This is a genomic window from Cupriavidus sp. UME77 (assembly GCF_014170355.1).
In the GTDB taxonomy this organism is placed as follows: Bacteria; Pseudomonadota; Gammaproteobacteria; order Burkholderiales; family Burkholderiaceae; genus Cupriavidus; species Cupriavidus basilensis.
On sequence record NZ_LZZU01000021.1, the window covers coordinates 1 to 24,853 of the forward strand.

Consider the following 24,853-nt stretch of genomic DNA (forward strand, 5'->3'; position numbering starts at 1 on the left):
GAGCTAAAGTCGAAACTGGTGTACGGACGGGGAATTTGAGGCGCGGAGTAGAGGGCGGTGGAGCTTTCCGCTGAGAATCTGATTGTCGAGATCGGAAACCAGCACAAGAAAGGTCCACCATGAGCAAGGATAAGGGGAAAGAAGCAGTCGGTCTATCGGAAATCGGGCTTGGGCTCGAGGAGCTGATCAGGCGCGGGGCCCGGCGGGTCATCCAGGAGGCGATTGAAGTGGAGCTGGCAGAGCTGCTTGAGCAGTTCAGTAACGTCAAGACGTTGAGCGGGCAGCGCGCCGTGGTTCGCAATGGCTACCTCCCGGAGCGCGAGGTGCTGACGGGCGCTGGACCGATTGCCGTGAAGGTGCCCAAGGTGCGCGACCGGTCCGGTTCCGGCGTGAAGTTCAACTCGACGATCGTGCCGCCGTATGTGAGGAAGTCGCCGCGGGTGAGTGCGGCGCTGCCTTGGCTGTACCTGAAGGGAGTCTCGACAGGCGACATGAGCGAGGCGCTGTCGGTGCTGCTGGGCGAGGATGCCAAAGGGCTATCGGCCAACGTGGTGAGCCGATTGAAGGCGCAGTGGGCAGACGAGCATGCGAGCTGGAATCAGCGCGATCTGTCGGCGGCGCGCTATGTGTATTGGTGGGTGGACGGCATCCACACGGGTCTGCGCAGCGAGGGCTCGGACGGGCAATGCCTGCTGGTGATCATCGGCGTCACGCCCGACGGCAGGAAGGAGCGCGTGGCGATCGGTGACGGCTATCGGGAATCGAAGGCATCGTGGGCAGAAGTACTGCTGGACCTGAAATCCCGCGGTCTGCAGGCTGGCCCGCTGGCGGCGGTCGGCGATGGGGCCATGGGATTCTGGGCTGCCCTGGCGGAGGTGTTCCCGGCCACGCGTACCCAGCGTTGCTGGTTCCACAAAATGGGCAATGTCCTGAACGCCTTGCCAAAATCCCAGCATGGCCGCGCCAAGGCAGATCTGCAGGCGATTTGGATGGCAGCCACCAGGGCAGATGCCTATGCCGCCTTCGATCGCTTTGTGACGATCTACGGCGCCAAGTACCCCAAGGCCACCGGCGTGCTCACCAAAGATCGAGACAGCCTGCTGACGTTCTACGACTTCCCGGCCGAGCACTGGCAGCACATCCGCACGACGAACGCGATTGAGTCGACCTTCGCGACCGTGCGTCACCGCACGACGCGCACGCGCAATTGTGTGTCACGAGCAACCTTCCTTGGCCTAGCCTTCAAGCTGATCGAGGAAGCCGAGAAAACATGGCGCCGCATCAATGGCGCCGAACACATTGAACTGCTCTTGAAGGGCGTTCCCTTCAAGGACGGAACTCCGGCGCATGACAATCCGCCGGTTCAGCAGAAACTCGCCGCCTGACGACCGGCCACGATCACCCCCGTACACCACAATTGACTTTATCTCCTACCGGCAGCTGAGTTGGAGAATCTGGAGGCAAAGGCATCAAAACTCGGGGACTATATTCTCGCCGGGCGCTTGATGCGGGAAGTGGATGCGGTATGGGGAGAGTAAGCACGTTTCCTCCGGTCCCGCTGGCCCTCATACACCATCGCATCGCCAACAAGGAAACAACCAGTTTAGGATCTGGGTAGGAGTCCTGTCGATTATGCATTCTGGTGATCAAGGGATGCTCGCCATGGACAGTCACCCGCCGTGCCCACACGCTCAGACAGATGAACTAGTCCAGACATCGAGCGATGCGAAGGTACCGGGACTTTGAAAGATCCATGCGGCCTTCTGCGCCGGCGACATCCGATGCGCTTGTGGTCGACCGACGGACCTAGACGAAGCAGCGCGGAGCCTGGAAATCGATTGCGCCACGAACAACCTCCCGCATCGCCAGAATCAACGGTCGGGTGTCATCGCGGCGCCATTGCACAGCATAGTGAAGTGGCTCCAGTGCGTCGCTATCCGGCAAGATTCGCAGCGCGCCGCGTTCGACGAGCGAGTCAGCCCACAGTCTGGGCATGAATCCGAAGCCAAGCCCTTCCACCACCATACCGACGACGGCCCCCCAGCTGTTGCACATCAGGCGTCGACCGACCATCACCCCTCGGCGGGCCAGCCATTGGTCGAGCACCCGAGTCCCACCCGCACCGACCGGGAGTGTCAGCAGCGTCTGTTCGCCCATAAGCACCCGTGGGTCGTCAGTGCCGGCAAACTCGAGGAACGACTGACTTGCGACCCACGCAAAGTCGACCTGGCCGATTCGCTCGGCCGCCAAGCTGCTGCGGGTGGACGGTCCTGCCAGGACCCCGATGTCCAGCTCCCCGTCATGGAGGCGCTGCTCCAACACCTGCCCGATATCCATGTGAGGCTCCAAAAGCAGACCTGGATGGAGTGACGAAACCTCACGCACAAGCTTTGGCAACCAAGTCAGCCCGCTCAGTTCTCCCAGTCCGATGCGGCATCGCCCAATCAGACCAGGACGTTGCCCAGCCGACTGCCGCAGGTCCGCAGCGGCATGCAGCATCGCGCGAATCTGCGGCAACATCTGCTCACCCTGCGCAGTCAGTTCGGCGCTTCGACCACTGCGGTCAAACAGTTCCACGTCCAGCGACGCTTCCAGTTCTGCAATCCGTTTAGAGAGCGATGAAACCGACAGGTGGACACGCTCCGCCGCCACAGTGAAGTTGACGCATGTTGCCGCCCAGTAGAAGGCCTCGAGTTGCTTGAGAGTCATAGTGCGCCCCATTGGCCGATGCCTGACTTTTTCCTAAAAGCGAAATAATATCTTCGTTATTTTTCGCTTTTGTCGTCGCTTACAAGTTGTTACATTGGCGCCAACTCCTCGCCATTGCGCCTATGTCAGCCGCTCCCATCGACGACGCCTCACAGACTTCCGCACTTCAACCCGCTCATAGGAAGGAGGCGGCTTACGTGCCTCAATCGGCGTATAACGAGAAGCTGGCGAATTGGCTCAAGCAGCGAGTGTTGGCACTGAAGGACTTCGAGCCGTTGGCCCGGAAGCGTCTTCCCAAGCCGCTGTACGCCTACGTTAGCGGTGCGGTCGAGGACAACATCACCCTCGCTCAAAATCGACAGTCGTTTGAGAACATTGCCCTGCGACCACGCGTGCTGGTCGGCGTCTCGACGCGCGACCTGACCTTTAGGCTGTTCGGCCGTGAGTACGCCGCGCCGTTCGGCCTGGCCCCAATGGGGATATCCGCGCTATTTGCATACCGCGGCGATGTCGTCATGGCACAGGCCGCTTCCCAGGCTGCCGTACCGGCCATCATGAGCGGCTCGTCGCTGATTCGGCTAGAAGAGGTCATGGAAGCTGCTCCTGGAACGTGGTTCCAGGCCTACCTTCCCGGTGACATGCACCACATCGAAGGCTTGCTGGCGCGCATTGAAGCGGCCAAGGTCGAGACGCTTGTCATCACCGTGGACACGCCAGTCGCGGGCAATCGCGAAAACAACGTGCGCGCCGGGTTTTCGACGCCGCTGCGCCCAAGCGCCGCGCTTGCCTGGCAAGGCATCACCCATCCTCGCTGGTTGCTCGGCACCTTCGCGCGGACGCTGCTACGCCACGGCGTGCCGCACTTCGAGAACGCGTACGCCCACCGCGGCACCCCCATCGTCTCGCGCAATGTGGAGCGGGATTTCTCGGACCGTGCGCATTTCACATGGAACCACCTAGCCACCATCCGTCGCCGCTGGAGGGGGCAGCTCGTGGTCAAGGGCATCCTGACTGCGGAAGATGCTCGTCTCGCTCATCAGCACGGTGTCGACGGAATCATCGTCTCAAACCACGGTGGCCGGCAGCTTGATGGTGCCATCGCGCCCATGCGCGCTCTGCCCGAAGTCGTCGAAGCCGTCCCGCAACTGCCTGTGATGCTCGACAGCGGCGTGCGTCGCGGGACTGATGTCATCAAGGCGTTGGCCCTGGGTGCCCGCTGTGTCTTCATCGGGCGACCGTTCGCATATGCGGCGGCAGTTGGCTCCTGCCGCGGTGTTGCGCACGGCATCAGCCTGATGCAGGCCGAGATTTCTCGTGACCTCGCCATGCTGGGCATCACCCGGGCGACGGATGTGGATGCGCAGTGCATCCAGCGTCCGTATCCGAACTGAATAACTCTTTCAAACGATTCCAACAGACCCTTCAAGGTCGACACCGGAGACAGAACAAAATGACCTCGCCGCACGGTTTTCGCATTCATCCGCGTCCCGCACAGCTTGTCAGCGCCTCGCTGCTGGCGCGGTACCGCAACTTCCCCGTCGCCAATGTCAGCGACTCAATGAGCCGCACGACCGGAACCAGCCAGCTCCGTGCATTCCACCGCCGCGACGGCAACCTGGTCGGTCGCGCGCTTACCGTTCGCACCCGCCCTGGCGACAACCTCATGGTCCACAAGGCCATCGACATCTCGGGTCCGGGCGACGTCATCGTGGTAGACGCCGGCGGCGTGGGACCTAACGCAATCATCGGCGAGATTATGCTGGCGCTCGCCATCGCACGCGGAGCCGCTGGCTTTGTCATTGATGGTCTGATTCGCGACAGCGACACGATTGGCAAGGAGCCACTTCCAGTCTACGCCCGCGGTGTCTCGCACCGTGGCCCATACAAGGATGGCCCCGGTGAACTTCACGTGCCGGTCTCTATCGACGGCATGGTGGTCCGGCCTGGAGACCTGATTATCGGCGACGGCGACGGGCTACTGGTCGTTCCCGCTGAGGATGCTGAAGCAATTGCTGTCCGCGTTGAAGAAGTGCAGCGCATGGAAGCGGGCATTCTGGAATCGATTGCGCAAGGCCGTGCAGACCGTACATGGGTGGACCGCTCGCTGGCTGACAAGGGGGTACTGTGAGCCAGTCTCCCCCAACAAGGCGCAAGGTCGTTCGATTCGACTACTGGCTGGACCCCGCCTTTAACCGCATTGTGGGCGAAGCACCCGAGGTCAGCCTGCACACATGCCAGCGCGAAGGTGCAGACGAAGAGGCATGGGCAAGCCTCTCCGAAGCACACGTGTACCAGATTACGGCCGCCAAGGACGAACTGCCCCGGCGCTGGTTCGTCACCGCAGAGCTTCTCGCTCGTTGCCCGAATCTTCTGGCCGTGTCCTCAAGCGGCTCGGGGTGCGACACGATTGATATCGATGCCTGCACGGCAGCGGGCGTTGCCGTGATGAACCAGGCCGGCGGCAACGCCGATTCCGTGGCCGAAATGGCGGTCGGATTGATGCTGTCTGTGATGCGGCGCATCCCGGAATCGGACCGCCGCATGAAGACACACACCACCGGAAGCCGCGAAGGCTTGATGGGCCACGAACTCCGTGGACGCACGCTTGGCCTGGTCGGCGTCGGGCATGCGGGGAGTCGCGCCGCGGCTCTTGGCCGTGCCTTCGGAATGCGCGTGATTGGCTACGACCCCTATCTCGATAGCGCGGAGATGGCGAAGCGAGGCGCCGAGCTTGTCTCGTTCGACGAATTGCTGCGCACGGCCGATATCGTTTCCCTGCACTGCCCACGCGATGCCAGCACGTTGGGGATGATGAATGCAAACGCCTTCGCGTCGATGCGTCCTGGCAGCACCTTCGTCAGCACCGCCCGAGGCGGCGTCCACGATGAAGCGGCCCTCTATGAGGCGTTGGCCAGCGGACACCTCGCTGGTGCTGGCCTCGACGTCTGGGACCAGGAACCGCCTGCGCAAGGCCATCCGCTTCTGACGCTTGAGAACGTCGTCGCCACGTTCCACACGGCGGGTGTTACCCATGACGCCCGTCGCAGGAACGCGACGTTGGCAGCCACGCAAATTCTGGAACTGCTCGCAACGGGCGAGAGGCCCGAACGCTTGGTGAATCCCGATGTTTGGCCCAGAGCGAGGCAACGAATAGAGGCGGTCTTGCTCGCCGCCGCAACCTGATTCAGAGATAGCCACAACAATACGCCTGCCACACGAAGGTTGGCGAGGAGACAAAATCATGCAACGCAATCCCGACTCTCGTCGTCGGCGTCTTTCCCTTTGCCTTGCCGCGTGTTCGCTCGTTGGCATGGTTGGCGCTCTGGCGCCCGCCCCAGCCGAAGCGCAACCCGCAGCGTGGCCCAATCGCCCAATCGAGATGATTGTCGCGTACGCGCCGGGCGGAGGCACGGACCTGGTTGCCCGCCTGCTCGCGCGCCATCTAGAGAAGGAACTGGGTGCAACCATCGTCGTGCAGAACAAGCCGGGCGCGGGCGGCGCCATAGGCTTTGCCGAACTGGCACGCGCCACGCCGGACGGCTACACCATCGGCTTCATCAACACGCCAAATCTGCTGACGATTCCGATTGAACGCAAAACGACGTTCACTTGGAAGAGCTACGACCTCATCGGTAATCTGGTGGACGACCCTGGCGCATTCACCGTCAACCAAGCCAGCAACATCGATTCGCTGGCGACGCTTGTGAAATATGCCAGGGCGAACCCAGGCGCGGTCACGGTAGGGACCACCGGCGTTGGTTCGGATGACCATCTCGCGATGCTGCTGTTTGAAAAAGCTTCAGGCGTAAAGATGACACACGTCGGCTATAAGGGCGCCGGTGAAGTCCGTGGCGCACTGGCTGGTCAGCAAATTACGATTGGTGCCATCAACGTCGGCGAGGCATTGGCCTACCAGAAAGGTGGCACTCCGCTGAAGTTCCTGGGCCAGATGGGACTCTCGCGCGCGGTACTTGCGCCGAACGTCTCAACCTTCCGTGAGCAGGGCTACAACATTGAGCTTGCATCCTTGCGCGGCCTGGCCGCGCCCAAGGGTCTGCCAGAGCCAGTCAAGAAGAAACTTGTCGATGCCATGGCAAAGGTTGCCGCGGACCCGCAATTCAAGCAGCAGGCTGACGCAATGTTTGCGCCGCTGCGCTACCTCGCCCCCGCTGCGTACGCCGCAGAACTTGAACGTGGCGAGGCGAGCTTCCGTCAACTTTGGAAGGAGATGCCATGGCAGGAAAAATAAGCCAATTTCTTCGGATTGCAACTGGCTCCGTGATACTCGCGAGCTCGACGGCGTTCTCAGCCCAGCCGGCGTTGCCACCTGGCGCCATTACCATGGTCGTCGGATGGCCTGCGGGGGGTCCCTCTGACGCTGTCGCGCGGCTGGTTTCAGCTCAAATGTCCAAGACGTTGGGGCAGTCCATCATCATCGACAACCGTGCCGGTGCAGGCGGCAATATTGGGTCGGATATCGCGGCCCGCGCGAAACCTGATGGCAGCACCATCATGCTTGCCACGGCGACCTCGCACGGGCTCAATTCCGCGCTATACAGCCGCCTCAACTACGAACCGATTAAGGACTTTGCACCGATTGGCCTGATTACCACCTCGCCAGGCGTGATGCTCGTTCCTAAGGATTCCCCGTATCGTTCGGTTGGAGAGCTGGTTGCAAGGGCACGTTCCCAGCCTGGTCAGTTGAACTACGGCTCGGGTGGTGTCGGCTCCAGTCAGCATCTCGCCGGCGCGGTGTTCAGGAAGCAGGCAAACGTGGACATAGCCCATATCCCGTTCAAGGGGACTGCACCCGCAATGACCGACCTGATGGCCGGCCGAGTAGACTTCGTCATCACGACGGGCGCGCTGCCATTCATCCGCTCTGGCAAAGTGCGTCCGCTGGCTGTGGCCGCGCATCAGCGCCTGCCTGCGCTCCCCGATGTGCCGACGTTCGACGAAGCCGGAGTAAAGGGGTTCTATACCGACTCGTGGTATGGGCTGGTAGCGCCGGCGAACACGCCACGTCCAGCGCTGGAGAAATTGAACGTCGCGCTAAACCAAGCCTTGCGAGACCCCGAACTGCAAAAGCAGCTGTCGGAGCAAGGTTCGCTACCGGTCAAGCCGATGGTCGTGGATGAATTCTGGACGTTCGTGAAGAAGCAGATGCCAACCGCGGCGGAACAGGTTCGAATTTCCGGTGCAAAGGCGGACTAGCGCGAAGTGAATACGAGAGACGCACTCATTGAAGCGTCTCTCGGCAGTTCAGCCAATCTCGAAGGGAAAGGGAGGCGGCGAAAACACCATCTTGGCACTAGAGGTACCGCAATACTCCGGCGTGGAAGGCGGCTGCATGCACGCCGCCCCCCGAAAGAGCAAGACCAATAGCCCCGGCGGCTCCCCGCTTGACTTCGTTCATGCAGCGCTTCCCTCTCCAAGAGAAATCGAAATATCGGCTTCGCCAACAATGACCATCACTGCAGGCACGCCGTCCAAAGTCAGCGTCTCAGCAAGATAGGCCAGTAACTCAGCGTCCGCGGTGCTTGGCGCCGCAGACGAATGCCGAGGATGCGAGTGCCATTCACCGAGATAGCCAACGATGTTCGCGGTCAGCGCCGCCGCTCGCTCAATCGCCTCGCGAACAGCTTCCCCACTCAGTTCGACACCATAGGTCGGCCATGCAACTGCCCAGTGCGCCTACGCCAGCGAGAACTCCCCGGAATTCGGCATCTTCATCCGGGACACCGGAGGCTCGACGAGCATCTTTGGGGGTCAGTGCAAACCGAGCATCAACTGGCTCAAGCGCTAGGTCGCGCCGCGCTGCCGACGTGTGAGCGACCTTCCCACCCGGCCCGATGGGCGTGAGGCTATTGGCATACGCATTACCGTCTGTCCCATCGAGGGTAGCGCCGGATGCAATTCCCAGAGCGGCGAGACTGTTGTGGTGAACGATAAATCCAGTGACGTCGGTTCGCTCGGGAGCGGTCTCGTCGTCCCTGGTTACCTGTACCTGCAGCAGCAGAAGAAGAGTGTGCTGCACCTTCGGGTTGCGAATAGGCAGCCCGGTGCTTGGAGCGCACAGGAAACCACTGGCTAGTCCGCACCACGCGTGGCACCTTCAGCGCCAGCCATCTCGTCAACACGGCGGGGGCATGGGCCGGCGAATTTGCAGCACAGGTCGGCGAGCCGGTGCCGGTGCAGGCCAGCGGCCTGATGCTGATGATCACCTACCGTGTTGCGCCTTTCGTCAAACCAGTATTGGGTGCCACGGGCCGAGCCCTGTCGTTCAAGCAGTTTGCCAATGGCACTGTGCTGATCGGCGGCGGGCTGCGCTGCGAGGCGGATGCGAAAGCCCGCCACGGCGAAGTCGACATGCTCAAGCTGGCGACCAGCGCACAGACCGTTACCGCGCTGTGCACCCACCTCGGCCCGCGTCCAAACTGGGGGACTATATCCTCGCAGGGCGTTCAATGCGGGAAGTGGAGGCCGTTTGGGAAGATTAAATACGTTCCTCCTGCCACCGCACTTGGCACGTTTATGCAGAAAGCGCCGGCGAGTGCTGGCCGTCCCAAAAAAGTACAATGTGCCGTGTAACTATGTTCGGACCATAGCCTTGAGGCGACAGGCGCTCAACTCAAAGACGGTTGTCCCAGACGGTCAATGTTGCACTGGTACATTCCCAACGTGCACGTTACGAAGCGGCTTATGCGGCGCACTAGACATTTGACAGGACATTAGTCAACTACCCGGCCTCCGCACAGCACTCCACGGATTCCCGCGGTCAACTTGAATAGCGCATGAGCGGGATGATGCTGGCGCAACAGTCGTTCGGTAAGCATATCATCCACATTGCCCTCGACATTCGCTTGTAGTCACCGCTCACCGGCTCTTTGGCCTAAGCATCAGCGCGCTCGCTGATATTGTGAAGCATCCGTTTCCCCGACGCCCGGCCAGCGCGGTTTAGTTTTGCTGGGACGGGGGACGGATAGGACGACGTTCGCCACTTGAGATGGGAGGGCGCTTCGGTCCACCAGCCTATTTGCACAGCGAGCGCGATGCGCGGCACGAAGCCACGCAGGCGCGTCGGCGGATTGGACATGTCACGCTCTCGCTGAAGGCCCTTCCGGGCGCCCCTCACTCCTCGTCGCTCACGTGCCAAGTGGTCGCTGCCACCAAACCACGGTTTAAGGTTGGAGAGGAGATCTGGGCGATTAATTGCATTCTGATAACCAAGAGGACACTCGCAAAGGATATTCGGCACGCTCCCGTGCATCTTCACACCGGCATGCCAGCGGCAGATTCCCCGCACATACCATCGTTGCAACCCCTTTCAAGGTCGGTACCAGTGCCTGCAAGCAATTACCGATACCCCTACCATGATGCTCTGCAGGATCGACGCCGATAGGTAACGGAAACAGGCAGACGATCTGCCTGTGCGAACGAATGCGCATGGAGAACTGCATGACGACCGCGCGAGCCGACACTAAAGGAGAGGCGCTGCAGTTTCTGAACTTAGCGTGATGGCCATCGAACCGGAGTATGAATCCGGCAGACAGGAAATCCCATTGAACTCAGCGAACTTGGCCGCCAAGTCGAATACGGAGCCCAAGAGAACGTCGCCGTGCGATCACCCACCGCGCTCATACTGGCGCGTTTCCATGACGCGGACGACACGGCAGCCGGTGCGATACGCTTGACATCGGCGACTGGCGTCCCTGGGCGCGACCCGCAGGCCGTGCTTCCGTCCCTTTCCTTTCGCCTTGCCCCCTCGGGGCTCATCCCTATTCCATCTGAAACCGCTAACTGCTAGTCTGGCAAACTTGGTGTCGCCCGTCGGTCCGGGCCATACCCTGGTTTTGGTGCATTGCCGTCCAGGCCAGCTTTTTCGATCCATTGCTTTTGGTTTCCGTTGGAAAGACCTGAATGTCGCGACAAATGCCCCCTCTGAATCCTCTGCGAGCTTTCGAGGTTGCGGCCCGGCATCTCAGCTTCACGCGGGCGGCCGACGAGCTCTACGTCACGCCGTCCGCCGTCAGCCACCAGATCAAGACGCTCGAAGAAAGCCTTGGCGTGCAGCTATTCTTGCGCGAGGCCAAGTCGCTCGTGCTGACGCCCGCCGGAATGGCATACCTGCCGAGCGTGCAGCAGGCATTCAAGCAGCTGGCCGATGCGACGCAACGCCTACACAGCAAGGACCTGCCGGCACTGAAGGTCAACATGCCGCCGACCTTTGCCGTGAAATGGCTGATCCCGCGCATGGACCGCTTCATGAAGGAGTACCCCGCGGTCGATCTCAAGGTCTCTACCTCCAACCATGCCATCAACTTCGACCGCGACGATTTCGACCTGGCCATCCGCTACGGCCGCGGCAACTATCCGGGCCTGCATTCCGAGCTGTGCCTGTCGGTCGAAGTGATTCCCGTGTGCAGCCCCGAGCTGCTGGCCGGCCCCCGCCCACTCAAGGAGCCGGGCGACCTGAAGCACCACACCTTGCTGCATGATGACAGCACCTACACGGATGTGAGCAATCCGGACTGGTCCATGTGGCTCAGCCACGCGGGCGTGACCAATGTGGACGCATCGCGCGGGCCGTCGTTCTGGCCGAGCCACCTGGTGATCAATGCCGCGATCAGCGGTCTTGGCGTGGCGCTGGTCAAGAAGAACTGGGTCGAGGAAGACCTGCGGCAAGGGCGGCTGGTGCGATTGTTCGACCAGATCCACCTGCCGGTGGAATTTTCTTACTTCGTGGTGTTCCCGGAAGAACGTCTGAGCGATCCGCGCGTGACCACCTTCGTCAACTGGCTGCGTGCCGAGGTCGCCGCAGGCGACAACCTCGAACACGCTTGAACCTGCCTGAGCCCGCCGCGCCGGCGGTTCAGCCGGTGCGTCCCCGCGCCGCCTTGGCTTGCACCCGCGTACGCAGCTTGTCCACGTTCACCATGAAGCGGCTGTGCGTGCCGGTGCAGATCTCTTCAATGCCATCGCTGGCCGCCACGCGGAACGTGACGCTGCGGCCCTCGATGGCAGTGACTTCCGCGTTGATCCGGACCTCGCCGCCAAGCAGCGTCGCACCACTGTGCCGGATCGATACCTCGGTGCCGACCGAGCTCTCGCCCGCGTCCGCGTGGTCTTGCAGGAAGTCCAGGCAGGTCTGCTCGATATCGCGGATCAGCTCCGGCGTGGCGTAGATGCGCAGCGTCTCGCCCAGGAAGTCGATGGTGCGTGGGCGGTCGACGGTCAGGGAGCGCGTCGCCGTTGCACCGGTTTTCAGGCTGTCTTTCATCTTGATTCCTCAGGATTACCGGCAAGCCGGTAGATGCGCGCCGCATTGTCGTGCAGCAGCTTGCGCTGATCGTTTGGCGGATAGATGTCGATGGCTTCGATGAAGCCGGCGAGGATCGTCGCGTAGCTGGCCACCAGGCTGTCCACCGGGTAGTTGCTCGCGAACAGGCAGCGCTCGGTGCCGAAGAGCGCGATGGCATCGCGGATCACCGGCACGTTATCCGTCGCCTCCCAGGCGCGGCCCGGCAGCCCGAGCCCCGAGATCTTCACCGCCACATTGGGCTGCGCCGCGAGCACCGCCATGGCATCGCGCCAGCCTCTCAGCCCCGCTTCGCTACGGTCCGACGGCAAGCCCGTATGGTTGAGGATGATCTGCGTAGCGGGAAAATCCCGTGCCAGCGCCGCAGCCTGGTCCAGGTTCCACCATGGCGCCTGCAGGTCGTAGGACAGGCCGTGGCGCGCCAGCAAGGCATAGCCCTGCCGCCAGCGCTCGTCGTCCATCGATCCCTTCAAGCCGCGCGCAGCGCCCTCGCGGGTGGCGCTGGTCACCGGCTTCTGCCGGATCCCGCGCACCATCGGAAAGGCGGCTTGCGCCGCCAGGATCTCCGCCACATCGCTACGGTCCAGCTGCGCGTGCGCGACCAGCGCAGAGGGACGGCCCGCGCGCTGCGCCAGTGCGGTGAGCCACGCGGTCTCGTCCACCGGATTGGCGCGAGCCCATTCCGCTTCCACATGCACGGTCTGCGCGGGCGCGAAGCCGTGCGTGTCGCGCTCGAAATCCGCCGGCAAGTAGTTGCGTTTCAGGGCAGAGTAGTCGCCGTAGCGGAATCCGCTGACTTCTTCACCCTGCAGCCACGGATAAGAATTAGCTTGCAAGTCCCAGAAGTGATGATGCGCATCGATAAACGGCTGATCGAATGTGAAATCGGGCATCGCGCTATTCCTTCACCGCAATCCGGCTGACCAGTTGCTTGTATTGCGCGGACTCCTTCGCCATCACGGCCTGCAGCGTCACATCGTCTGCATAGGTATCCGTGCTGAAGTGCAGCTTCTCCAGCGTCTGCCGCATGATCGGCTCCTGCACGGATTTGGCCACAGCAGCCTTGAGGATGTTGATCACTTCCGGCGGTGTGCCCTTGGGTGCCGAAATGCCACGCCAGATACCCATCGACAGATCGATATTGCGCTCCTTGAGCGTCGGCACGTTCTCGTAGCCGGCGACGCGCTTGTCCGCCATCACCGCCAGCACCTTGAGCTTGCCCGCCGCCACGTAGGTGGCGACTTCGGCCGTGCTCACCGTCACCGCGTCGATATGGCCACCGAGGAGTGCCATGGTGGCCGGCGCGCCACCGGGATAAGGTATGTGATTGAACTTGGCACCGGTCTTCTCCGCCAGCGCGGCGGCGGCCATGTGCCAGGCGGAACCCTGCCCGGCATTGCCCACGCGGATGTTCGAATCCGGCTTGCGAGACTCCGCAAGGAACTGTTCCAGCGTGGCGTAGGGTGCGTCCGCGCGCACCACTATGGCTGCCGGATCCGCGTTGAGCCGCGCGATCGGCACCAGGTCCTGGTAGGTAAACTTGGCCAGGCCCAGGTAGTTGAGGAAGGTCACTTCGCTGGATGACAGCACCAGCTTGTAGCCGTCCGGCTTGGCGTGCACGACTTCGCCCAGGCCGAGTGCGCCGGTGGCGCCGGGCTTGTTGATGACCACCAGCGGCTGCGACAGATGCTTGGCGGCCGCAGCGGACAAGGCGCGCGCGACCACATCCGCGCCGCCGCCGGCTTGCCAGGGCACGATCAGCTCGATGCGGTGATTAGGGTAGGCATCGCCCTGCGCGGCGGCAACGCCTGCCCAGCCGGCGACGGTGGCGATGAGGGCGTAAGCCGTCACCCGCCACGGGTGTGAGTAGAACTTCATGATGCTTGTCTCCGTGATTCTTATGATTTGTGCTTCTGGTGTCTTCTATTGCCCCGGCTTGCTCAAGCCGTACCGTTTTTCAGCGTTTGTGGCGCAACCGGCTGGCCGAAAGCGCCACGTTCGCGCAGTGCCTCGATCGCCATGTCATCCAGGCCAAATTCGCCAAGTACCTCTTGCGTGTGCTGCCCGAGCAAGGGCGCCGGATAGCGGACCTGCTGCGGCGTGCCACTAAGCTTAACGGGAAAGCCGAGCGCCTTCACGCGGCCTTCCACGGGATGGTCGATCTCCAGCACCATCTCGCGCGCCACGGCCTGCTCGCTCACCAGCGCCTCGTCATAGGTGTAGATCGGCGCGGCCGGCACGCCCGCGGCGAGCAAGGCGTCCACCCATTCGTCGGCGGGCTTGCGCGCGAACTCGCCTTCGATTTCGCGGATCAGCACATCGCGGTTGCGGATGCGCGCTGCGTTGTCGGTGAAGCGCGCATCCCGCAGCAGGTCGGTACGCTCGATCACCTCGCACAGCGCGGCCCACAGCTTGGGGTTGGCGGCGCCGATGACAAAGTGCCGGTCTGCCGCGCGCACGGCCTGGTAAGGCGCGCTCATGCGGTTGGCACTGCCGATCGGCACCGGCACCGTGCCCGTGCCCCAGTACTCGGCGGACTCCCACACCGACAGGCCCAGCGCGGTTTCAAACAGCGATGCGTCCACATACTGGCCTTGCCCGGTATGGCCGCGCCCGATGATCGCGCTCAGGATGCCGTAGGCGCTAAAGAGGCCCGCGCCCAGGTCGGCAATCGGCACGCTCGACTTCACCGGTGGCCCATCGGGATGGCCCATCACGCTCATCACGCCCGACATCGCCTGCGCGATTAGGTCCAGCCCGGGCCGGCGCGCCCACGGGCCGGTCTGGCCAAAGCCGGAGATGCTGGCATAGACCAGCCGCGGATTGATCTCGCGCAGCACCGGGTAATCGATCTTCAACCGTGCGGCCACGCCGGGGCGGTTGTTCTCCACCAATACATCGGCGCCGCGCACCAGTTCATAGAACGCTTCCAGCCCGGCGGGATTCTTCAGGTCGATCTCCACGCTACGCTTGTTGCGATTCAGCGCCAGGAAGCCGCCGCTGTCCTCGCCCTTGAGCCGGAAACCCATGGCCTTGCGGGTCTGGTCGCCGACGCCCGGCGTTTCCACCTTGATGACGTCCGCGCCCATGTCGCCGAGCAGCATGCAGCAAAAGGGGCCAGCCATGATCTGGCTGACATCGAGGACCTTGATGTTCGACAAAGGCAAATTCATTGGAAACCTTATGGCTTGGTAACGGGAGGCGTGCGGGTCAGCGGCCCTGGAAGGCCGGCTTCGATTTGTTGACGAAGGCCTGGTAGCCGATGCGGAAGTCCTCCGTGTCGAAGCAGGCATAGGCCTCGGCGTGCTCTTGCGCACTGAGCGGCGCGGGGTTCATCAGCCGGCGCACGAACTGCTTGTGCCAGCGGGCGACCAGCGGAGCACCCTGACCGATGCGGCGTGCCGCGGCGTAGGCTTCGACCGGCACCTCGGCATCCGGAACAACCCGGTTGACCAGGCGCTTCTCCAACGCCTCGGACGCCCCGAACACGCGCCCTTCCAGCACGATCTCCAACGCCACGGCGGGGCCGGCCAGCGCCATCAAGCCGCCAAGCTCGCCATACGACATCACAAGGCCGAGCCGGTTGACCGGCACGCCGAAGCGGCTGGACTCGCCGCAGATACGCATGTCGCACATCGAGGCAATCTCCAGTCCGCCGCCTACGCAAGCGCCCTGGATCATCGCCACCGTAGGGTGACGGCTGCCGGCGATCGCCTCCATGGCCGCGTGGGTGATCTGCGCGTAGTCCTGCGCCTGCGCCGCGTTGGAACGCATGCGGGTGAACTCCTCGATGTCCGCCCCGGCGGCAAAGGCCTTGTCGCCCGCGCCGCGCAGCACGATGCAGCGCAGGTCATCGTTGGCTGACAACGACTTGAACGCGTCGGCCAGGCCCTGCCACATGCCCAGGTCGAGCGCGTTCAGCTTGTCCGGGTTGTTCAGCGTAATGGTGGCGATGCGCTCGTCGTACTCGATCAGGATGGCTTGTCTCATGGTTTGTTTTTGTCGATGGATGTCGGCGGATGTTGGGTGGCGCCTGCCGCTAGCGCAGGCTCGAGGCGGTGCCTTGACCTGCCGAAGTCTAGGGTTTCCGCCGCCGCCCGCCAAACGAGAAAAACTCAGCGGTTCTTCAAGAAAAACTACGCCCCCGCCTGACCGGCCTATGAAAAAAACTTGGGCCTGCTTCAAGTAAATCCACGTTGTGGCGCTGGCGGCTTGTTTCTAGACTTCGTCACCAACGCAGCGCTCTGCAATGTCCGAGAAGCCGCCCAGCACGCACAGCACATACCGCATGGAGACAACAGATAACATGGCCCTGATCAACTACATCACCCAGATCCAGATCGATTTCGGCGCGATTGCGCTGCTGCCGCAAGAATGCGAGCGCATTGGCATCGCCCGCCCGCTGGTGGTCACCGATGCCGGCGTCAAGGCAGCGGGCATCCTGGAGCGCGTGCTGGTGCAACTGCCTGCCGGCATCCAGGCCATCGTCTTCGACGGCACCCCCTCCAACCCGACCGAGCGCGCCATGCGCGAAGCCGTGGCGCTCTATATCGAGCACCGCTGCGACGGCATCATCGCGGTAGGCGGCGGCTCGCCGATTGACCTGGCCAAGGGGGTTGCCGTGTGCGCCACGCACCTGGGTCCGCTCAAAACGTTTGCCGCCATCGAAGGCGGCGTGGCACGCATCACTGCAGCCACCGCCCCGCTGATCGCCGTGCCAACCACGGCCGGCACCGGCAGCGAGGTAGGCCGCGGCGCAGTGCTGATCCTCGACGACGGACGCAAGGTGGGCGTGCTCTCGCCCTACCTGGTGCCGCGCGTAGCCATCTGCGACCCGGAACTGACCTTTGGCCTGCCGCCACGGCTGACGGCAGCCACCGGCATGGACGCCATCGCCCACTGCATCGAGACCTTCCTGGCGCCGGCGTTCAACCCGCCCGCCGACGGCATAGCACTCGACGGTCTGCGCCGCGCCTGGCTGCATATCGAGACCGCCACCGCCTCGCCGCAAGACCGCAGCGCGCGGCTGAACATGATGAGCGCGTCGATGCAAGGCGCCCTGGCCTTCCAGAAAGGGCTGGGCTGCGTGCATAGCCTGAGCCATTCGCTAGGCGGGATCAATCCGCTGCTGCACCACGGCACCCTGAACGCCATCCTGCTGCCCACCGTGATCCGCTTCAATGCGTCAGCCCCCTCGGTGCGCGACGAGCAGCGCCTGGAGCGCATGGCGCAGGCGATGCAGCTCGACGGCCCCGAAGCCATCGGCTCGGCCATCGTCGCCATGAACCAACAGCTGGGCCTGCCAAACGGGCTGGCAGCGCTTGGGGTGACGAGCGCCCTGTTCCCCCGCATTATTGAAGGCGCGCTGGCGGATCACTGCCACAAGACCAATCCGCGCATTGCGAGCGCGGAGGAGTACGCGGCGATGCTGGCTGAGGCGATGTAGGTGTTTGTGGTTTGCCCCTCTCTCCCGCTTGCAGGAGAGAGGGGCAAACCAGCGCCGCATAAGAGCGCAAAGAAGTCCGCTGTACCTATAAAAACAAACTGGAGACAAGCCATGCTACGCAGGACGTTCCTCACTGCCACGGCCGCCGGCGCCGCCTCGCTGGCCGCACCCCTGGCCTTTGCGCAGGCACTGCCAACCGGCCCCATCCGCATCGTCGTGGGCTTTCCGCCCGGGGGCGGCACCGATGTGATGGCGCGCGTGATGGCCAACAAGCTCGGCGAGCTCTGGCATACGTCGGTCATCGTCGACAACCGTCCCGGCGCCGCCGGCGTGATTGCCGCCGAGTATACGGTCAAGCAGCCCGCCGACGGCACCACGCTGCTGATGACCAACATCAGCAACCACGCCATCGCGCCCAGCCTGTATCCCAAGCTGGGCTACGTGGTCGGCCGCGACTTCACGCCCATCATGCTGGTGGGCGTCACGCCCAATCTGCTGATCTGCAATACGCGGGAAGGCGCCAAGACCCTGAAGGATGTAATCGACCAGTGCCGCAAGAGTCCGGGCAAGATCACGTTCGGTTCGTCTGGCGCGGGCGCGGCGCAGCACCTGGCGCTCGAATTGTTCAAGCTGCGTGCCGGCGTGGATGCGATGCATGTGCCGTATCGCGGCTCAGCGCCCATGCTCACCGACCTGATCGGCGGGCAGATCGATTTCAGCTTCGAGACCATGACCTCGGCCACGCCGCAGATCCAGGGCGGCAAGCTGATCGCCATTGCACAGACCCGGCCCAGGCGCGCCAAGAGCTTCCCCAACGTGCCCACCGTCGCGGAATCGGGCTTCCCCGGCTTCGACGCCAGCACTTGGTACGGGCTGGTCGGCCCCGCGGGCATGCCGCCGAGCTTGGTGCAAAAGATGAACGCCGACATGAACAAAGTGTTGGCGATGCCGGAGGTGGCGGACAAGCTGGCCAGCTTCGGCGCCGAGGATGGCGGCGGTAGCGCCGCGCGCTTTGGCACCTTTATCGGCGCCGAGCTCACCAAGTGGGCCAAGGTGGTCAAAGACGGCCAGGTAAAGGTCTGACATGGCGCGCCGCATCACCATCGAGGAAACCCTGCCGCGCGACGCCGCGCAGGCGGTGCTGGTTGGCCGCGTGTGGCTACCGGGACCGCAAGGCGGCCCAACGCCGGTCGTCGTGCGCAACGGCCAGTTGTTCGACCTAAGCGCGCTGCATCCGACCATCACCAGCTTGCTTGATCTGCCTGACCCGGCCGACGCGGTCAGGCGTGCCGAAGGTGCATCGCTTGGGCTGGTAGCAGACTGGCTGGCATCCACCTGCGAGCACGGCCCCGATCCCCGCTACCGGCACCTGCTCGCGCCGAACGACCTCCAGGTCGTGAAGGCTGCCGGCGTAACCTTTGCCGCCAGCATGATCGAGCGCGTCATCGAGGAGCAGGCGCGCGGCGATGCCGCGAAGGCCGAGACGGTCCGCCAGAGCGTGGCACACCTTGCCGACGCCGGGCTCGCCGCCGTGCGCCCGGGCTCGCCGCAGGCGCTGCGCATCAAGGAGGTGCTGCTCGCCCAGGGGCTGTGGTCTCAATACCTGGAAGTGGGCATCGGTACGGATGCGGAGATCTTCACCAAGGCGGCGCCGCTGTCGTCGATGGGCACAGGTGTGGACGTGGGCATTCATCCGGGCTCGTCGTGGAACAACCCCGAGCCGGAGGTGGTGCTCGCGGTATCCTCGCGTGGCACCATCGTCGGGGCGGCGCTCGGCAACGACGTCAACCTGCGCGACTTCGAAGGACGCAGCGCGCTGCTGCTGGGCAAGGCCAAGGACAACAATGCCTCGTGCAGCATCGGCCCCTGGATCCGCCTGTGCGACGCGGAGTATGGCATCGACGACATCTGCGCGACCGACATCGAGCTCACCATCGAAGGCGACGACGGCTTCGTGCTGCAAGGTGCCAGCTCCATGACGCAGATCAGCCGCTCGCCGCAGGAACTCGTCGGCCACGCCATGGGCCCGCACCACCAGTATCCGGACGGCATGATGCTGTTCTGCGGCACGATGTTCGCGCCCGTGCAGGACCGCGACGCGCCCGGCGCCGGCTTTACGCATCACCTGGGCGACCGCGTGTCCATCCGCGCGGCTCGGCTCGGCAGCCTCGTCAACTGGGTCGGCAACAGCGCCAACCTGCCGCCATGGCGGTTCGGCATCGGCGCCCTGATGAGCAACCTCGCACGCCGCGGCCTGCTCGGCCCCCCTCCCTGAGCCTTTCGCCCGACCCAGCGAGACCCGGGACCACCCGGGCTCGCCACACCGACACACAATTCGAAGGAGACACCATGAGACACGCCATCTCGCGTATCGTGGTGGCCGCGATGTTCGCGGCCACCACCACCACAGCCACCCTGGCCAACGCGCAAACACCCATCAAGCTGCGCTTCAGCCATACCGTGCCCGAAACCGACTCCCAGCACCTGGCCGCGCTATCGTTCAGCAAGAAGGTCAAGGAGCGCACGCAAGGCGCTGTCGAGATCCAGGTCTTTGCCAACAGCCAGCTCGGCAACGACACCACGCTGGTCACCGGCATCCGCAGCGGCACCATCGATATCGGCGCCACCGGCAATCCGTTCATCACCGGGCTCGTGCCCAAGCTCAATGTGCTGGACCTGCCCTACCAGTTCGACGACGGCCCGCAGGCCTATCGCACGCTGGACGGCACGGTGGGGCGCGGGCTGCTCGATGAACTGGGCTCGCACCAGATCAAGGGCCTGGCCTTCTGGGAGATCGGTTTTCGCAGCCTGGGCAACAACAAGCGCCAGATCAACAAGGCCGACGATATCCGCGGCCTAAAGATCCGCACCACGCCGAACCCGTCGCATATCAAGGCGTTCCAGCTGCTCGGCGCAAGCCCTCAACCGATGCCGTTCGCCGAGGTCTTCGGTGCGCTGGAATCCGGTGCGGTGGACGGGCAAGAAAACCCGCCCACGCTGATGCTGTCGTCCAAGATGTACGAGGTGCAGAAATACCTATCGCTCACGCGCCACGCCTACACCGCGCTGGTGGTACTGATGAACAAGGCGAAGTTCGACTCGCTCAAGCCGGAGTACCAGAAGATCCTGCTGGAAGAAGCCGCGGCCGCCGCCACGTTCCAGCGCAAGCTCAACGCCGATAATGAAGCGGCGGCCATCGCCCAGCTGCGCGCCAAGGGCATGCAGGTCAACGAGCATCCGGACGTGGCTAGCATCAAGAAGATCGTCAAGGAAGAGACGCGCCAGCTCTACGTGCAGAAAAACGGCGACACCGTGCTGCGCGCCATCGACGCCCAACGCTAAAGCCGCGCGGAGACCGGACATGCAAACGCTGCCCTCGCCGTCAGTCATTGTAGACGCACATCATCATCTCTGGCGCTTCAGCGACGACGCGCGTTATCCGTGGCTGCAGGAGAAGTACGACCCGCAAGCCTTCTTCCTCGGCGACTACGCCACGCTGTGTGAGGACTTTGGCCCGGACGCCTACCAGAGGCGCTCGGGCAACATGCCGATCGCCGCCACCGTGCACGTGGAAGCCGAGCGCCATCCCGACGAGTCCCTCGCGGAGACCGGCTGGCTCCACCGGATCCACGCGGTTCACGGTTTTCCGAATGCCATCGTGGCGCATGCGGATTTCAACGGCGCCGAGTTGGAGCAGCGCTTGCTGGCGCAGGCGGCTTTTCCGCTGGTGCGCGGCGTGCGCTGCAAGCCGGTGACGAGCCGGCGCGCTGACCAGAGCGTGCGCGGGCACGCCGGCACGCTGCAGGATACGCGCTGGCTGAGAGGCCTCGGCCTGCTGGCCACGCACGACCTGTCGTGGGACTTGCGCGTGCCGTTCTGGCATCTGCAAGAGGCGGCAGATGCGGTCGCGATGTTTCCCATGCTGCGCGTGGTGCTGGAACACACCGGGCTGCCATGGGACCGCTCCGACGCAGGCCTTGCCGCGTGGCGCGGCGGAATGGAAGCGCTAGCGCGCCTACCCAACGTGCACGTGAAGCTCTCCGAGTTCGGCCTTCCCGATGCACCGTGGGACCGGGCCGGCAATGCGCGCGTCATCCGGCAGGCGCTGGACATCTTCGGCTGGCAGCGCTGCATGTTTGCCAGCAACCTGCCGGTGTCCGGGCTGCGCGCGAGCATCGGGGAAGTGATCGCGACGGTGGCCGCAGGACTGGATGGCCTGGGCGCTGAGGCAGCACACGCCGTGTGGCACGGCAACGCGCTGCGCTTCTACCGGATCGGCCAGACGAATCAATGAATCGAGAGACAACGAATATGGAAAGGACAAGCGAAGAGCCCACCGTGACCCGCGTCATGGTGCGTACGGCGGAAGGCGCGATGGTGGCCATGATGGCCGTCATGATCGTGCTGGTGTTCGCCAATGTGGTGCTGCGATACGCCTTCAACTCAGGCATCGCATTCTCGGAGGAAGCCTCGCGCTTCGTCTTCATGTGGCTGACGCTGACCGGCGCCCTGCTGGTCATGCGCGACAAGGCGCACCTTGGCATGTCCACCATCGTGTCCCGGCTCGGCGAGCCGGGACAGCGCCTGTGCCGCTTTATCTCGGACGCCGGCGCGCTCGCCTGCTGCCTGCTACTGGCCAACGGCGCATGGAAGCTGGTGGTGATCGGCATGGACGACATGGCCCCGGTGACGGGCGTGCCCATCGGCCTCGTCTACGCCTGCCTGCTGTTCAGCAGCCTGGGCATGGCCGGCCTGCTGGCGCACTCGCTGTGGCGCTTGCTGAGCGGGCGCATGCCGCGCGCGGAGTTGGTGCCGGAGTCCGGCGTCAGCGGCGAATGATTTCCTGGAGTCTGTCATGACTATCGTTGTATTCGTCGGTTCCCTGCTGGGCGCCATGGCGCTCGGCATGCCGATCGCATTCTCGCTGCTGGTGTCGGGCATCGCGCTAATGTTCCACCTCGGCAATTTCGATACGCAGATCATTGCGCAGAACATGCTAGAAGGCGTGAACAACTACCCGCTGATGGCCGTCCCGTTCTTCATGCTGGCCGGCGAGCTGATGAACGCCGGCGGGCTGTCGAGCCGCATCGTCAGGGTGGCGGAAGCTACCGTCGGCCACGTGCGCGGCGGCCTCGGCTATGTGGCGATCATCGCCGCTACGGTGGTAGCCAGCATCTCCGGCTCGGCCGTGGCGGACACGGCCGCGGTGGCCGCACTGCTCATCCCCATGATGCGTAACGCCGGCTACAACGTGCCGCGCTCCGCCGGACTGATCGCGGCGGGCGGCATCATCGCGCCGGTTATCCCCCCATCGATCGCCATCGTGGTGTTCGGCGTGGTGGCGCAGGTATCCATCACCAAGTTGTTCCTCGCCGGCATTGCGCCCGGCGCCATGATGGCACTGACGCTCACCGCCACGTGGTACTTCTGCGCCCGCAAGGAATCGGCCTCCGCTGTTGCCACGCAACGCTTCGAGTTCCGCCGGCTGCGGCAGGCGCTGATGGACGGTGTGTGGGCGCTGGTGCTGCCAGTGGTCATCATCGGCGGCATGAAGATCGGCGTGTTCACGCCCACCGAGGCCGCCGTGGTTGCCGTTGTCTACGCCATGGCCGTCGGCCGCTTCGTATACGGAGAGCTGAAAGTACGCGACTTGCCCCGCCTGATCGTCGCCGCCACCAAGACCTCCAGCACGGTGCTGTTCCTGGTTGCCTGCGCGCTGGTCGCCGCCTGGCTCATCACCATCGCCAATATCCCGGCGCAGGTCACGGCGCTGCTCGATCCCTTCATCGACAACAAGATCCTGCTGATGTTCGTGATCATGGTCCTGGTGATCATCGTCGGCACGGCGCTAGACCTGATGCCCACCGTGCTGATCATGACGCCGATCCTGATGCCCGTGATCACCAAAGCCGGCATCGACCCCGTGTACTTCGGCGTGATGTTCATCCTCAACAACGCCATCGGGCTGCTGACACCGCCGGTGGGCACCGTGCTCAACGTGGTGGCCGGAACCTCGCGCTGCAGCCTCGATAGTGTGATCGCGGGCGTGTGGCCCTTCCTGCTGTCGCTCACCGCGCTGATGTTCCTATTCGTGCTATTCCCCCAACTCATCCTCGTGCCGGCGAGTTGGCTGCGCTAAGCCTGTTCATGATTGCCCCGATCGAAACAATGACTACCACCTACATACCCAAGAAGGAGACTGCCATGAAGCAAACAGTTACCGTCGACAGGCGGCCAAGACACGGCATGGCTCTGGCTACATTGGCCATCCTTGCGTTCAGCCTTTCGTCCGTGCCCGCCCGCGCGCAATCGAGCGAATGCGCTGCCGCGCTGGCCGCTAGCCAGAACCCCGCCTACCCGAGTGTCAGCGTCAAGCGCTATATCAAAACGCCGATGGGCTACCTGCTGGTGCTGCGTATGGGCGACAACGTGTTCGCGCAGATCGAAGCTTTTGCCATCTGCGAGCACGTGCCCAGCGCAAGCCTGAGCGCCATCGGCTTTGCCAACGTGACCTTTGGGTTCTGGGATGCGAACAAGAAGGCGTTCAATCCCAAGACATTCCAGAATGTGGAGATGGCTAGCATTGTGGGGAGTCTGGCGTGGAAGGATGGGAAACCCTCTATCCATGCGCATGGGGTCGCCGGGGACAAACTGTTTGACACCTACGGGGGGCATATCCTGGCGATGGAGGTTGGGACGGGGTCGCTGGAGGTTACGGTGTCTGTGTATCCGCAACGTCTTGAGCGAGAGATCGATCCAAACATTGGGGCAAATGTTTTGGGGTTGTAGGGGACATGAGGGTTATTCTTTGGCGCTAGGGTCATTGCCACCATGCAGTGATGGAAATGAGCCTCTTGCCCAGCAATCCCACAGTCAGCCTGTGCGACGTGATGCCGCGCCGCCTCAAGCTCAAGTCCATGCGAACCTTTGATCGTGCACTGCAGTCGGATTCGATCGTCCGCGCGGGCCGTAAACTGAGCTTGAGGCAATCAGCCATCACCAAGGCCATCCAGGAACTGGTGGTAGACCGTGTGAGGGCCGCTGCTTGGGCGCGGACGGCCATTGCTGTGCCATCTCCCACTCTGGGTTCCCTGCTCCTCGGCGTTCAGTGCGACTCCGTTGTCGCGATGAGGCTCCGGGGCAAGATCGACAATTATCGGCATAGCATTTTGGTCGTCATTTTTGAGCGGATGATTGGTGGAGTCGATAGTTAGTCTTGAAAATCAAAGACTTATACCCTTGGTGCGGTACTGGCAGACTTAGACTGAGCGCCCTCGGCCCATCGAGGAGTACGTCCGGATGTCGGCTCCGCAGGACCGCCGTTCGCGTATTGGTCCGCCCCTCCCCTTGCTCGATTCGGCTACGTTGGGCCCCCGCCG

At 63.4% G+C, this 24,853-nt stretch carries 23 protein-coding genes and 1 pseudogene; 17 read left to right on the forward strand and 7 right to left on the reverse strand.

The genetic code is table 11. From position 1 onward, the window contains the following. Positions 1-119 precede the first annotated feature (119 nt). Complete coding sequence (locus A9975_RS09715; RefSeq protein ID WP_183032508.1) at positions 120-1,385, forward strand: IS256 family transposase; 1,266 nt, start codon at positions 120-122, stop codon at positions 1,383-1,385. 421 nt (positions 1,386-1,806) lie between these two features. Here the strand turns inward: A9975_RS09715 and A9975_RS09720 are convergent, their stop codons facing one another. Next, the gene (locus A9975_RS09720; protein ID WP_183032509.1) at positions 1,807-2,709 is read right to left on the reverse strand and encodes a LysR family transcriptional regulator; all 903 of its coding nucleotides are present in this window, start codon (positions 2,707-2,709) and stop codon (positions 1,807-1,809) included. A gap of 248 nt (positions 2,710-2,957) precedes the next feature. Here A9975_RS09720 and A9975_RS09725 point away from each other — a divergent pair, with 248 nt between their 5' ends. Genes A9975_RS09725 through A9975_RS09745 form a run of 5 tightly spaced genes read left to right on the forward strand, consistent with a single transcriptional unit; the run spans position 2,958 to position 7,923 of the window. Beyond that, positions 2,958-4,100 carry an alpha-hydroxy acid oxidase gene (locus A9975_RS09725; RefSeq protein WP_370564298.1) on the forward strand — a complete coding sequence of 381 codons (1,143 nt, stop codon included), beginning with the start codon at positions 2,958-2,960 and terminating at the stop codon, positions 4,098-4,100. A gap of 59 nt (positions 4,101-4,159) precedes the next feature. Further along, positions 4,160-4,837, forward strand: coding sequence for an RraA family protein (locus A9975_RS09730; protein ID WP_150993353.1), 678 nt, complete (start codon positions 4,160-4,162; stop codon positions 4,835-4,837). Next, on the forward strand, positions 4,834-5,892 hold the full coding sequence (locus A9975_RS09735) for a hydroxyacid dehydrogenase (RefSeq protein ID WP_183032511.1): 1,059 nt from the start codon (positions 4,834-4,836) through the stop codon (positions 5,890-5,892). Before A9975_RS09730 ends, A9975_RS09735 begins: the two co-directional genes overlap by 4 nt. A gap of 58 nt (positions 5,893-5,950) precedes the next feature. Then, positions 5,951-6,958, forward strand: a complete 1,008-nt coding sequence (locus A9975_RS09740; RefSeq protein WP_183032512.1) for a tripartite tricarboxylate transporter substrate binding protein — start codon at positions 5,951-5,953, stop codon at positions 6,956-6,958. Further along, a complete protein-coding gene (locus A9975_RS09745) occupies positions 6,943-7,923 on the forward strand; it encodes a tripartite tricarboxylate transporter substrate binding protein (RefSeq protein ID WP_183032513.1) in 981 nt (326 codons plus the stop codon). The genes A9975_RS09740 and A9975_RS09745 overlap by 16 nt, the downstream gene beginning before the upstream one ends. Positions 7,924-8,121: 198 nt before the next feature. On the opposite strand, the gene A9975_RS38530 is transcribed toward A9975_RS09745, so the two are convergent. Beyond that, positions 8,122-8,364, reverse strand: a complete 243-nt coding sequence (locus tag A9975_RS38530) for a Mov34/MPN/PAD-1 family protein (protein WP_183032585.1) — start codon at positions 8,362-8,364, stop codon at positions 8,122-8,124. Positions 8,365-8,769: 405 nt separating this feature from the next. Here A9975_RS38530 and A9975_RS09755 point away from each other — a divergent pair. Then, positions 8,770-9,132, forward strand: a pseudogene (locus A9975_RS09755) (FAD-dependent oxidoreductase); the annotation flags it as partial. Between the two features lie 1,497 nt (positions 9,133-10,629). Next, positions 10,630-11,553 (forward strand): transcriptional regulator GcvA, encoded by a 924-nt coding sequence (locus A9975_RS09760; protein ID WP_183032514.1) that lies wholly within the window; start codon positions 10,630-10,632, stop codon positions 11,551-11,553. A gap of 28 nt (positions 11,554-11,581) precedes the next feature. Here the strand turns inward: A9975_RS09760 and A9975_RS09765 are convergent, their stop codons facing one another. From A9975_RS09765 to A9975_RS09785, 5 genes are all read right to left on the reverse strand, one after another. Next, on the reverse strand, positions 11,582-11,989 hold the full coding sequence (locus A9975_RS09765; protein ID WP_183032515.1) for a thioesterase family protein: 408 nt from the start codon (positions 11,987-11,989) through the stop codon (positions 11,582-11,584). Next, entirely contained in the window at positions 11,986-12,921 is a 936-nt protein-coding gene (locus tag A9975_RS09770; RefSeq protein ID WP_183032516.1) for an amidohydrolase, read from the reverse strand. The genes A9975_RS09765 and A9975_RS09770 overlap by 4 nt, the downstream gene beginning before the upstream one ends. 4 nt (positions 12,922-12,925) lie before the next feature. Next, positions 12,926-13,906: a tripartite tricarboxylate transporter substrate binding protein gene (locus A9975_RS09775; protein WP_183032517.1), complete on the reverse strand. Its 981-nt coding sequence runs from the start codon at positions 13,904-13,906 to the stop codon at positions 12,926-12,928. A gap of 62 nt (positions 13,907-13,968) precedes the next feature. Continuing rightward, entirely contained in the window at positions 13,969-15,201 is a 1,233-nt protein-coding gene (locus tag A9975_RS09780; RefSeq protein ID WP_183032518.1) for a CaiB/BaiF CoA-transferase family protein, read from the reverse strand. A gap of 37 nt (positions 15,202-15,238) precedes the next feature. Continuing rightward, on the reverse strand, positions 15,239-16,018 hold the full coding sequence (locus A9975_RS09785; protein WP_183032519.1) for an enoyl-CoA hydratase-related protein: 780 nt from the start codon (positions 16,016-16,018) through the stop codon (positions 15,239-15,241). Positions 16,019-16,334: 316 nt separating this feature from the next. On the opposite strand from A9975_RS09785, the gene A9975_RS09790 reads away from it, so the two are divergent. From A9975_RS09790 to A9975_RS09830, 9 genes are all read left to right on the forward strand, one after another. Beyond that, positions 16,335-17,474 (forward strand): iron-containing alcohol dehydrogenase, encoded by a 1,140-nt coding sequence (locus tag A9975_RS09790; RefSeq protein ID WP_183032586.1) that lies wholly within the window; start codon positions 16,335-16,337, stop codon positions 17,472-17,474. Positions 17,475-17,585: 111 nt separating this feature from the next. Continuing rightward, positions 17,586-18,557, forward strand: a complete 972-nt coding sequence (locus A9975_RS09795) for a tripartite tricarboxylate transporter substrate binding protein (protein WP_183032520.1) — start codon at positions 17,586-17,588, stop codon at positions 18,555-18,557. Between the two features lies 1 nt (position 18,558). Continuing rightward, positions 18,559-19,749, forward strand: coding sequence for a fumarylacetoacetate hydrolase family protein (locus A9975_RS09800; RefSeq protein WP_183032521.1), 1,191 nt, complete (start codon positions 18,559-18,561; stop codon positions 19,747-19,749). A gap of 74 nt (positions 19,750-19,823) precedes the next feature. After that, the gene (locus A9975_RS09805) at positions 19,824-20,816 is read left to right on the forward strand and encodes a TRAP transporter substrate-binding protein (RefSeq protein ID WP_183032522.1); all 993 of its coding nucleotides are present in this window, start codon (positions 19,824-19,826) and stop codon (positions 20,814-20,816) included. Positions 20,817-20,835: 19 nt separating this feature from the next. After that, complete coding sequence (locus A9975_RS09810) at positions 20,836-21,768, forward strand: amidohydrolase (RefSeq protein WP_183032523.1); 933 nt, start codon at positions 20,836-20,838, stop codon at positions 21,766-21,768. Between the two features lie 17 nt (positions 21,769-21,785). Beyond that, the gene (locus A9975_RS09815; protein WP_220810686.1) at positions 21,786-22,313 is read left to right on the forward strand and encodes a TRAP transporter small permease; all 528 of its coding nucleotides are present in this window, start codon (positions 21,786-21,788) and stop codon (positions 22,311-22,313) included. A 16-nt stretch (positions 22,314-22,329) separates the two neighbouring features. Continuing rightward, on the forward strand, positions 22,330-23,613 hold the full coding sequence (locus A9975_RS09820) for a TRAP transporter large permease (RefSeq protein ID WP_183032524.1): 1,284 nt from the start codon (positions 22,330-22,332) through the stop codon (positions 23,611-23,613). A 65-nt stretch (positions 23,614-23,678) separates the two neighbouring features. After that, entirely contained in the window at positions 23,679-24,263 is a 585-nt protein-coding gene (locus tag A9975_RS09825; protein ID WP_220810687.1) for a PPC domain-containing DNA-binding protein, read from the forward strand. A 56-nt stretch (positions 24,264-24,319) separates the two neighbouring features. Then, positions 24,320-24,688 (forward strand): LysR family transcriptional regulator, encoded by a 369-nt coding sequence (locus A9975_RS09830; protein WP_183032525.1) that lies wholly within the window; start codon positions 24,320-24,322, stop codon positions 24,686-24,688. Positions 24,689-24,853 lie beyond the last annotated feature (165 nt).